General features: G+C 71.8%; 6 protein-coding genes. 3 read left to right on the top strand and 3 right to left on the bottom strand.

Going from position 1 to position 11,355, the window contains the following annotated elements:
• Positions 1-6: 6 nt before the first annotated feature.
• On the bottom strand, positions 7-1,332 hold the full coding sequence (locus tag KXC43_RS34400; RefSeq protein WP_221380378.1) for a M1 family metallopeptidase: 1,326 nt from the start codon (positions 1,330-1,332) through the stop codon (positions 7-9).
• Positions 1,329-5,174: a Pls/PosA family non-ribosomal peptide synthetase gene (locus KXC43_RS34395; RefSeq protein WP_221380377.1), complete on the bottom strand. Its 3,846-nt coding sequence runs from the start codon at positions 5,172-5,174 to the stop codon at positions 1,329-1,331. Before KXC43_RS34395 ends, KXC43_RS34400 begins: the two co-directional genes overlap by 4 nt.
• Before the next feature lie 214 nt (positions 5,175-5,388).
• Between KXC43_RS34395 and KXC43_RS34390 the strand changes: the two genes are divergently transcribed.
• Positions 5,389-6,264 (top strand): SMP-30/gluconolactonase/LRE family protein, encoded by an 876-nt coding sequence (locus KXC43_RS34390; RefSeq protein ID WP_221380376.1) that lies wholly within the window; start codon positions 5,389-5,391, stop codon positions 6,262-6,264.
• Positions 6,265-6,291: 27 nt separating this feature from the next.
• Here the strand turns inward: KXC43_RS34390 and KXC43_RS34385 are convergent, their stop codons facing one another.
• Positions 6,292-7,440, bottom strand: coding sequence for a M50 family metallopeptidase (locus tag KXC43_RS34385; RefSeq protein WP_221380375.1), 1,149 nt, complete (start codon positions 7,438-7,440; stop codon positions 6,292-6,294).
• A gap of 108 nt (positions 7,441-7,548) precedes the next feature.
• On the opposite strand from KXC43_RS34385, the gene KXC43_RS34380 reads away from it, so the two are divergent.
• Positions 7,549-10,785 (top strand): GH92 family glycosyl hydrolase, encoded by a 3,237-nt coding sequence (locus tag KXC43_RS34380; protein WP_221380374.1) that lies wholly within the window; start codon positions 7,549-7,551, stop codon positions 10,783-10,785.
• A 53-nt stretch (positions 10,786-10,838) separates the two neighbouring features.
• The gene (locus KXC43_RS34375) at positions 10,839-11,348 is read left to right on the top strand and encodes a hypothetical protein (RefSeq protein ID WP_255645316.1); all 510 of its coding nucleotides are present in this window, start codon (positions 10,839-10,841) and stop codon (positions 11,346-11,348) included.
• Positions 11,349-11,355: the final 7 nt, after the last annotated feature.

The following is an 11,355-nucleotide window of genomic DNA, read 5'->3' as shown; positions in this document are numbered from 1 at the left end:
GGCCGGTCAGGCCGGGAGGCGCGGCAGCGGCGGCAGGGCCGGGCGGTCCAGCCAGGCGGTGAACAGGTCGTCCAGCGGTGCGGCGGAGAAGCGCTGGGCGTGGCGGCGGAACTGGTCGGTGGTCACCGTGCGGTGCTGGTTCTCGGCCACCCACGAGCGCAGCAGGGCGAAGAACGCGGCGTCGCCGATCGTCGTGCGCAGGGCGTGCAACGTCAGGGCGCCGCGCTTGTAGACCAGCGGGTCGAACATCCGGTCGACGCCGGGGTCGGCGATGCTGACGGTGGCCGGGTGGGCCAGCAGCCAGATGTGCCAGCGGGCGGCGTGGATGTCGGCCGACGGGCCACCCGAGACGCTCGACCACAGCCACTCGGCGTACGTCGCGAAGCCCTCGTTCAGCCAGATGTGGCGCCAGTCGGCCACCGTGAGGCTGTTGCCGAACCACTGGTGGGCCAGCTCGTGGGCGACCAGCCGCTCGTGGGTGCGCCGCCCGTCGAGGTGGTTGCGGCCGAAGACGGCCATGCCCTGCGCCTCGACCGGGTCGTCGAGGTCGTCGTCGGCCACCACCACGACGTACTCGCGGAAGGGGTACGGCCCGAACAGGCGCTCGCACGCCGACATGATCTCGCCGTGCCGGCCGAAGTCGTGCCGGAAGACCGGGCGCAGGCGGGACGGGATCGCCGCCCGCTGTCGCACGCCGCCTTCGGGGGCCAGGTCGACCAGCTCGTACCGGCCGATCTGGACGCTCATCAGGTAGGGCGCGGTGGGCTCGTTGCGCTCGTAGACCCACGTGGTGGTGCCCGCCCCGCGCCGCGTGGAGACGAGGTCGCCGGTCACCACCACCGTGTACGGCGTGGCCGCGGTGAGGGTCACCAGGAACGTGGCCTTGTCGTCGGGCCGGTCGTTGCACGGGAACCAGGACGGCGCCCCGATCGGCTGGCTCGCCACGAGCACGCCGTCGGTCAGTTCGTCCCAGCCGATGTCGCCCCAGCGGCCCGAGATCGGCACGGGCGTGCCGGCGTACCGGACCTCGACCTTGAACGTCGCGCCGTAACCGATCGGCTTCTCCGGTTTGACGCGCAGCTTGCCGGCCCGGTGCGTGAACGTCGCGCGCCGCCCGTCGACCCGGACGTCCTGGATCCGGAACTGGCCCAGGTCGAGGCTGAACCGGGAGAGGCCCTGCACCGTCTGCGCAGTGATCGTCGCCTTCCCGGCGAGCCGGTTGGAGACGACGCGGTAGTCGAGGTCGAGGTCGTACCGCAGCACGCGGTACCCGCCGTTGCCGTGCCCGGGAAGGTACGAGTCGGACGAGTGGTCGACGCCCGGAGGGGTCATAACCAGTTCGCGATCGGGTTCCCCAGCCACCGGCTGTCGGCCGGCACCGCGTCGCCGCGGGTCACCAGCGAGCCGGGTCCTACCGTGGTGCGCGCCCCGATGCTGGCGCCGGGCAGCACGATCCCGTGCGGGCCGAGCGTCGCGCCCGCGCCCAGAGTCACCTCGTCCATGGCCATGATCCGATCATGGAACAGGTGGGTCTGCACCACGCACCCCCGGTTGACCGTGGCTCCCGGCCCGAGCCGCACGAGGTCGTACTCGGGAAGCCAGAAGGTCTCCAGCCACGCGCCCCGCCCGATCTTGGCGCCGACCGTGCGCAGCCACAGGTTCAGCAGGGGCGTGCCGGTCGCGAAGCGGAACAGCCAGGGCGCGACGAGCACCTCGACGAACGTGTCGGCGAGCTCGTTGCGCCAGACGAACGAGGTCCACAGCGCGTGCTCGGTGACCCGGAACTTGCCGACCAGCAGCCACTTGGCGACGGTGGCGATCAGCGCGCCGGCGATCGTGGCGGCGAACAGCGCCGGTCCGGCGGCCAGCGCAGCCGCCCACAGACCGAAGGCGCTCCAGACCTGCTCGACCGCGGCCACGACCAGGACGGCCAGGGCGACGGCGAGCATCACCGGGATGATCCGGCACAGTTCGATCGCGCCGCGGGCCAGCTTGAGCCGCAGCGGCGGCTCGTAGGTACGGCCGGCGTCGCCCGCCTCGACCGTGCGGCGCAGCGGCATCGGCGGGGCGCCCAGCCACGACGAGCCCTTCTTCGCCTTGCGCGGCGCCGACGAGAGCACGCCGACCAGGCCGCGCTTGGGCACCGTACGGCCGGGGGCGGCGATGCCGGAGTTGCCGAGGAACGCCTGCTTGCCGATCCGGGCCGGGGCGACCCGCAGCCAGCCGTTGTTCAGCTCGTACGTGGCCACCATCGTGTCGTCGGCCAGGAACGCGCCGTCCTCGACGGTCGTCATCGACGGCACCGCCAGCACCGTGGACAGCTCCGCGTTACGCCCGATCCGGGCGCCGAGCAGCCGCAGCCACACCGGCGTGAACAGGCTGGCGTAGATCGGGAACAACGCGATCCGGGCCATCCCCATCAGCCGCTCGGTCGTCCAGACCTGCCAGGCGATCCGTCCCCGTACGGGGTGACAGCCCGCGCGCAGCCCGATGCCGAGCGCCCGGACCGCCACGAGCACGAGCAGCGCGTACGACAGGAACCAGGCGACCGCCGCCGCCGGCGCCATCAGCAGCGCGGCGCCCAGGTCGGGCCCCTCGGCGAGCATCCATCCGAGCAGCGCGAGGGCGGGCAGCGCGGCCACCACCGGCAGCAGCCCGAGCAGCTGAGCTGTGAGGCTGTAAGCGACCACCCAGAGCCGCGACCGGCGCGGGGGTCGCTGGGACGGCCAGGTCACCCCGTCCGACTTGCCGGGCCACCGTTTGCCGGCCGCGACCGCGCCGGTCACGGTGGAGCCCGCGCTGATGTGCGCGTTCTTGCCGATTCGGGCGCCGGGCATGATCGTGCTCCGGCCGCCGACCCGGGCCCCGGCGCCGATCCGCACCTTGCCGACCCGCACGATGTCGCCGTCGACCCAGTAGCCGGACAGGTCGACCTCGGGCTCGACGGCCGCGCCGCGGCCCAGCTTGAGCAGGCCGGTGACCGGCGGTGCGGAGTGCAGGTCGACGTCCGAGCCGATCTGCGCGCCGAGCGCCTTGGCGTAGGTGATCATCCAGCTGGCCCCCGTGACGCTGGTGGCGCCGGTCAGCTCGGCCAGCCGCTCGGCCGCCCACAGCCGCAGGTGCACCCGGCCGCCGCGGGGATAGTCGCCCTTGCCGACGCCGCGCAGCAGCAACCGGATGCCGCCGGCCGCGACGGCGATCCGGCCGGGCGGGCTGAACAGCGCCAGCCAGCTCGCCGCGATCCACCACCAGGAGACGTGCGGCGCCCAGCTCACCAGGTTGGCCAGCGCGGCCAGGACGGTGAGCCAGCGCAGCCCGACGAGCGCGATCATCGGCAGCATGAGCAGGCCCTGGACGAGCCCGGTCGAGCGCGGCGTCGGCCGCACCTCGCGGCGCACGGTCTCGGTGGCGACAAGCGCGTCGAGCGCCGTGGCCATCTGCGCGAGCCGGGGGTACTGATAGACGTCGGCCACCGCCACCTGCGGGTGCGCCCGGCGGATCCAGGCCACCAGCTGCGCCGCGTTGAGGCTGCTGCCGCCGTTGCTGAAGAAGTCGGCGTCGGCCGCACCGGGGCGTACGCCGAGAATCTGCTCCCAGCCGTCGGCCAGCCAGGCCTGGGTCGCTGTCAGCTCGGCCTCGGCCGTGCCCGAGCCGGTGGTCAACGGCCACGGCAGCGCCGCCCGGTCGACCTTCCCGGACGTCCGGGTCGGCAGGTCGTCCACCTCGGCCAGCAGCGGCACGAGAGCGGCCGGCAGCTGTTCCCGGATGCGTAGAGCCGCAGCGGCAGCGTCGAAGCCTTCGCGCGCCACGACGTAGCCCACGAGCAGCTGGTTGCCGGCGGCGGTGCGCTTGATCGCGGCGGCCGCGCCGGCCACGCCCGGCAGCGCCTGCAGCGCGGCGTCGACCTCGCCCAGCTCGATCCGGCGCCCGCCCAGCTTGACCTGCTCGTCGCCGCGGCCCAGGAACAGCAGCCCCGCGGGCTCGGCGCGCACGATGTCGCCGCTGCGGTACGCCCTCTCCCAGCCCAGCGAGGGCAGGGGCGCGAACTTCTCGGCGTCCTTGGCGGCGTCGAGGTAGCGGGCCAGGCCGACGCCACCGATCACCAGCTCGCCCGTCCCGCCCATCGCCACCGGCTCGCCGGCCGGGCCGACCACGGCCAGCTCCCAGCCCGCGAGCGGCAGGCCGATGCGCACCGGGCCCTCGCCGGTCAGCCGGGCCGCGCAGGCCACCACGGTGGCCTCGGTCGGGCCGTACGTGTTCCAGACCTCGCGCCCCTCGACGGCGAGCCGTTCCGCGAGCTCGGGCGGGCAGGCCTCGCCCCCGAAGATCAGCAGCCGGACGTCGTCGAGCGCCTCTACCGGCCACAGCGCGGCCAGGGTGGGCACGGTCGAGACGACGGTGATCCGCTGCTCGGCCAGCCACGGGCCGAGGTCGACGCCGCTGCGCACGAGCGAGCGCGCGGCCGGCACCAGGCAGGCGCCGTGACGCCAGGCGAGCCACATCTCTTCGCACGAGGCGTCGAAGGCCACGGACAGCCCGGCCAGCACCCGGTCGCGCGGCCCGATCGACTCGGCGTCGTCGTCGGCCAGGAACAGCTGGGCCTCGGCGTCGACGAAGGCGGCGGCCGCGGCGTGCGTGACGGCCACGCCCTTCGGGGTGCCGGTCGAGCCGGAGGTGAAGATGATCCAGGCGTCGTCGCCGGGTCCGGGCCGTCCGGTCCTTCCGCCGGGCGTACGGCGCATCGAGACGCTCAGCCCGTCGCCGAGCACCGCGGCCACGCCCGCCTCGCCGAAGACCAGCTCCGCGCGCTCCTCGGGGTCGTCGGCGTCGACCGGCACGTAGGCCGCGCCGGCCGCGAGCACACCCAGGATGGCGAGGTAGAGCTCGGCCGTGCCGGACGAGACCCGGATCCCGACCCGGTCGCCGGCGCCGATCCCGTGCCCGCTCAGGGTCGCCCGCAGCTTCTCGACCTCGTCGGCCAGCTCACGGTAGGTGAGAGTGGCGCCGCCGGCGTCGATGGCCCGGCTGCCCGCGTGAGCCTGCACGGTGGCGTCGAAGATGTCGACCAGGGTGCGCCGCAGCGGCGCCGACCGTGACCGGAACAGGGCCGGAGCCTCCGGTGCGACACCGAACGGGGGCAGGTCGATCAGTTGCAGGTCGGTCGTCACCGTCACCGGGCGTACTCCATCTCCACCACATCGTCACCGTCGCCAGGCGCACGGCAGCGAGCCGCCCGGGGGCAGCGATCAAAGTTACGGGCAGAAGATGAACGATGACGAGTGAATGACCAATACGTGTCCACCACCACACGGACGGGCCTGTCTCAGGCCGGAGCGGCGAGGTCCGAAGTCCTTGCGTGTGACCCGGGTGCGGGCACATCATCGGGCGATGACGGACAAGGTCACCACCGTGGTCGAGGGCTTCACCTTCACCGAGGCGCCGCGCTGGCACGAGGGGCGGCTCTGGTTCTCCGACTTCTACTCGTCCCGGGTCATGTCGGTCCGCGCGGACGGCGCCGATCTGCGCCTCGAGGCGACCGTGGAGCAGCAGCCGTCCGGGCTCGGCTGGCTGCCCGACGGCCGGCTGCTCATCGTCTCGATGCGCGACCGTCGCATCCTGCGCCGCGAACCCGACGGCGCCCTGGTCACCCACGCCGACCTGAGCGGGCACGCCACCGGCCACCTCAACGACATGGCGGTCGACGCCGAGGGCCGCGCGTACGTCGGCAACTTCGGCTTCGACCTGATGGCCGGCGACCCGATCGAACCGGCCGCGCTGCACCGCGCCGACCCCGACGGCACGGTGACCGAACTGGCGACCGGCCTCTGGTTCCCCAACGCCATCGCCCTCACCCCCGGCGGCACAGTGCTGGTCAACGAGACCTTCGGCAACCGGATCACCGCCTTCGACCTCGCGCCGGACGGCACTCTGGTCAACCGCCGGATCTGGGCCGAGTTCGGCCCCCTGCCCACCGACCTCACCGTGACCGGGGCGATCGCCCAGCTCACGGTGGCGCCCGACGGCTCCTGCCTCGACGCCGAGGGCGCCCTGTGGGTGGCCGACGCCGTCGGCGGACGCCTGATCCGGGTGGTCGAGGGCGGCAGCATCACCGACGAGGTGCGGCCCGGCACGAACGTCTACGCCTGCGCGCTGAGCGACACGACCCTGTTCGCCTGCGCCGCCCCCGACTTCTTCGAACACGCCCGCCGCGCCGCCAACGAGGGCAGCGTCATCGCCGTTCCGGTGACCGTGCCCGCCGCCTGACCGGCGCCGTACCCCGGGGCCCGGGCGTCAGGACAGGCGGATCGGGTTGACGATGTCGGCGGTGATGGTCAGAGCCATGATCAAGCCGCCGATCGCGATGAAGACCATCGTGACCGGGAGCAGCCGGGTGAAGTCGACCGGACCGCCGGCGGGGCGGCCGCGCAGGCGGCGGACGGCGTCGCGGATCCGCTCGAACCACACCACCGCGATGTGGGCGCCGTCGAGCGGCAGCAGTGGCAGCAGGTTGAACACCGCCATGAACAGGTTGAGGCTGACCAGCAGCAGCAGGAACGTGCCCCACAGGCCGCGCTCGACTGCCTCGCCGCCGAGGCGGCCGGCGCCGACCATGCTGATCGGGGTGTCGGGGTCGCGCTCGCCGCCGATCGCCTCGACCACCGCGGGAATCCGTTCGGGGAACGCGGCCAGCTGGGTGATCGTGCCCGAGATCAGGTCGCCGGTGAACGCCGCCGTGGCGCTGGTTGCGGCGATGGCGTCGTACCGGAAATAGGCGGGCGGCGGCACGGGGGTCGCGCCCATCATGCCGACCTCGCCGCCGGCCTGCGGCACGCGGGCCACGTCGACGGTGAGCGTCAGGGCCGACCCGTCGCGCCGGACGGTCAGCGTGGTGGGGCCCTCGGCGGCCTGCACGGCCGCGATGACGTCGCGCCACAGCGGGGTGGGCGCTCCGGCGACGGCCTCGATCCGGTCGCCGGGGCGCAGACCGGCCTCGGCGGCGGGACACACCGCGCCGACGCATGAGGTGGCCGCGACCACGGGCTCGGTCACCGGCTTGAGGTTCGGCAGGCCGAGGCTGACCGCCATGGCGTACAGGATCGCGACCGCGAGCACTACGTGCATGACCGGGCCGGCCAGCATCACCGTGGTGCGCTTCCAGGCCGGGTAGCGCCACATCGCGCGCCGCTGCTCGTCGGGGCTCAGCTCGTCGAGGCTGGTGAGCCCGGCGATGTCGCAGAAGCCGCCGATCGGCAGCGCCTTCAGCCCGTACTCGGTCTCGCCGCGGCGGAACGAGAACACCGTAGGCCCGCGACCGACGAAGAAGCGCCGCACCTTCATGCCGAACGCGCGCGCGGCGAGCATGTGCCCGGCCTCGTGCCACGCGAGCGAGAGGCAGATGCCGAGCAGAAACAGCAGAAATCCGGCGGTGTACGTGAGCACCCGCGCATAGTACCGAAGCTTCCATTGACGAGTTTCTATTGAAAAGTTTACGATCCCGAAACGTTGACATCGTTGTCACCCGCCCGGCCCCGAACGGCAGGTCACGCCATGCGCAGAAGCACGACTTCCTGGCTCGCCACCCTCCTGCTGACCGCCGGCCTGGGCGTCGCGGTCGCCACCCCCGCGGCCGCCGCCCCCGGCGACTTCGTGACCGGCTTCGAGGCCGGCGACCCCCAGCCCACCTGGCAGAACAGCGTCGAGAGCAGCTCGGGCGTCGGCGGCTACTGCTGCGCGCTGACCGGCATGGAGAGCGCGCTCCGCACCGAGACGGCCCACGCGGGCGCGTCCGCCCTGATGTACTCCGGCAACGACACGAGCACCGCCGCGTCGTACTCGTACAACCGGATCTTCGACGTGGATCTACCGGTGACCGCGGCGACCACGCTCTCGTACTGGGTCTTTCCCCAGTCCGGCGGCCACCTCGACGTCGCGGTCGACCTGGTCTTCACCGACGGCAGCCGGCTGCGCGACTCGGGCGCGGTCGATCAGAACGGCATCCGGGTGCACCCGTCGTTCCAGGGCAACGGTTCCGTCCTCGGATTCGACCGGTGGAACTTCGTCACATCGTCGATCGGCCAGTGGGTCGCCGGAAAGACGGTCGACCGGATCCTCATCGGCTACGACCAGCCGGCCAACACCGGCACGTTCCGCGGCTATCTCGACGACCTCGCCGTCACGGCCGCCGCTCCGGCCGCCCGCCTGTCCGATCTGGTCGACACCCGTCGCGGCTCGAACTCCGACGTGAGCTACTCACGGGGCAACACGTTCCCGGGTTCGACGGTGCCCAACGGCTTCAACTTCTGGACGCCGATCACCAACGGCAACAGCGACGGCTGGCTCTATCAGTACAACTCGAGCACCGTGCAGGGCTTCGGCGTCAGCCACGAGCCGAGCCCGTGGATCGGCGACTACGGGCAACTCCAGGTGATGCCGATGACCGGCTCGATCAAGACGACGCCGGACGCGCGGAAATCGACCTTCAGCCACAGCAACGAGATCGCCCAGGCGCACTACTACAAGACCCAGCTCGACACGTACGGCATCACGGCCGAGATGACGCCGACCGATCACGCCGGCGTCCTGCGCTTCAAGTATCCGGCCGCGGCCGAGTCGGTCATCGTGTTCGACACCATCGACAAGGTGGGCGGCTCCATCACCGTCAACACCGGCGCCCGTACGATCACCGGGCACCTCGACCACAAGGGCCCCCGGCTCTATTTCTCGGCGACCGTCGACAAGGCCATCGCCGCCACCGGAAGCGTGAGCGGGCAGGGCGTCACGAGCTGGATCCGGTTCGCCACCACGGCCGGCGAGCAGGTGACGCTCAAGATGGCCACCTCGTACATCAGCGTCGCGCAGGCCACCGCCAACCTCTCGCAGGAGGTCGGGTCGAAGACCTTCGACACCGTACGCGAACAGGCCGCCGCCCTGTGGGACACGACGCTGGGCAAGGTGCGGCTCGACGGCGCCTCGACCGACCGCCAGGTCACGTTCTACTCCAACCTGTATCGCGCGTTCATGTACCCGAACAACATGTCCGAGACGGTGGGGGGCGTCCGCAAGTACTTCAGCCCGTACGACAACGCCGTGCACGACGGGCAGATGTATGTGAACAACGGCTTCTGGGACACGGCGCGGGCGGTGTGGCCGCTGTACACATTGCTCACTCCCACGCGTACGGGGGAAATGCTCGACGGTTTTGTCAACGCCTACAAGAACGGCGGCTGGACACCGCGCTGGTCGGGACCCGGCTACATCGACATCATGGTCGGCACGAACCAGGATCTGGCCTTCGCCGACGCGTACGTGAAGGGCGTGCGGAACTTCGACTTCCGGGCCGCGTACGCGTCGATGGTGAAGAACGCGGCGGTGTATTCGTCATCGGGTTCGCGGGGCCGCAAGGGAATCGAGGTGTCGACGTTCAAGCGGTACGTTCCGACCGACGTCCGCGGCGAGGCGGCGTCGTGGACGCTCGAGGACGCCAACAACAACTTCGGCATCGCGCAACTGGGACGGGCGCTCGGATTCGACGAGGACGCCGCCTATTTCGAGAACCGGGCCCTCGATTACGCGAACCTGTGGTCGCCGTCGACCGGGTTCTTCCGCGGCAAGCAGTCCAACGGCTCCTGGCGTACGGCCGATTCGTCCTTCCGCCCCAACGAATGGGGCTACGAGTTCACCGAGGGCGCGCCCTGGCACTATGCGACGCCCGCGCCGCAGGATCCGCAGGGCATGGCCAATTTGTACGGCGGCCGGGCGCAGCTGTCGGCGAAGATCGACTCGGTGTTCGCGGCGTCCCGCGACTACCTGCCCGGCTCGTACGGCGGTGTCATCCACGAGATGCGGGAGGCCTACGACACCAACATGGGCCAGTACGCCCACCCGAACGAGCCGATCCATCACATGCTCTACATGTACAACTACGCCGGCACTCCCGCCAAGACGCAGAACCGGGTCCGCGACGTGCTGACCAAGCTGTACGGATCGGGCGCGGGCAACGGCGGCGGTTACCTCGGCGACGAGGACAACGGCCAGATGTCGGCCTGGTACGTGTTCAGCGCGCTGGGCTTCTATCCCGCCCGCATGGGCAGCACCGACTACACGATCGGCGCGCCCCTGCACCCCTCGGCGACAGTTTCGCTCGAGAACGGCCGCACGTTCACGGTATCGGCGCCGGGCGTGAGCGACACGAACAGATACATCCAGAGTGCGACGCTCAACGGGGCCGCCTACACGAAGAACTACCTCACGCACGCCGACCTGCAGGCGGGCGGAACGCTCAGCTTCGTGATGGGTCCCAACCCGTCCTCGTGGGGCACCGGCGCCAACGACGTACCGCCCTCGCTGACCACGGGCGCCGCGGCCCCGCGCCCCCTGTCCGACAAGGCCACCGGCGGCACGGTGAGCGCCAGCGGCGAGAACGCCCCCAACGAGACCGCCGCCAAGCTGGTCGACGACACCTCGCTCACCAAGTGGCTGACGTTCACCGGCACCGGCACGCTCGAGTACCGCCTGCCCGCCGCCGCGGCCGTGAAGCAGTACACGCTCACCTCGGCCGAGGACGCCCCCGAACGCGACCCCCGAAGCTGGACGCTGCAGGGCTCCAACGACGGCGCCACGTGGACGACGGTGGACACCCGCTCGAACCTGGACTTCGCCGACCGGCGCCAGACCCGCGCCTTCGTCGTCCCCACCGCGACGGCCTACTCGCGCTACCGCCTGCAGATCACCGCCAACCACGGCGGCGCCGCGACCCAGCTGGCCGAGTGGGAGCTGCTCGCCTGATCGATCAGCCCCGGCGCCTGGACAACTCCCCGTACGATCCGCGACGGGAGTTGATGATGCGATATCGGTGGGTGACGGCGGCTGTGCTCGGTTTGCTCGTGCTCGGGTGTGCGCGACCCGGAGCGGGTGACGGGGACGCGGCGCCGCTTCCGTCGCCGTCCGCCGCCGCTTCGGCGCCGCCGGACATCGCAGCCGGGTCGGCACCGCCGGGCGACGGGGCGCCGCACCAGGCCGAGAACAACGGGTGGAAGCAGCGGCACGACCTCACCCCCGGCGAGCAGCGCACCGGGGACGCCCTCGCGGCACGGATCCGCCCGAAGCTGACCGCCCTGCGGAAGGCCGGCGACTTCGACCCGGCGTCCACCCGCAAGGCCCTGCTCGACCTGGGCCTGCACCCCGACGACGTGGGCGTCAGCGAGATGCGGCAACCGCCGGGCGCGGTCTTCGAGGTGCGGTTCCCGGAGGCCGGCTGCGTGCTCGGCGACGTCCGCCCGGAACGGGTGCTGGTCGAGGTCACCGGAGCGAACGGCGAGTTCGGCTGCCTGGAGCCGGTCACGCACTGAGGCCGGG

The organism is Paractinoplanes polyasparticus, from assembly GCF_019710575.1.
Classification (GTDB): domain Bacteria; phylum Actinomycetota; class Actinomycetes; order Mycobacteriales; family Micromonosporaceae; genus Actinoplanes; species Actinoplanes polyasparticus.
The sequence above is the reverse complement of the archived record's forward strand: the minus strand, read 5'-3'. Positions and strand labels throughout refer to the sequence as shown.

Coding starts and splice junctions, on each gene's coding strand:
- KXC43_RS34380 (WP_221380374.1), top strand. CDS start 7,549: ATGCGCAGAAGCACGACTTCCTGGCTCGCCACCCTCCTGCTGACCGCC.
- KXC43_RS34390 (WP_221380376.1), top strand. CDS start 5,389: ATGACGGACAAGGTCACCACCGTGGTCGAGGGCTTCACCTTCACCGAG.
- KXC43_RS34375 (WP_255645316.1), top strand. CDS start 10,839: ATGATGCGATATCGGTGGGTGACGGCGGCTGTGCTCGGTTTGCTCGTG.
- KXC43_RS34400 (WP_221380378.1), bottom strand. CDS start 1,332: ATGACCCCTCCGGGCGTCGACCACTCGTCCGACTCGTACCTTCCCGGG.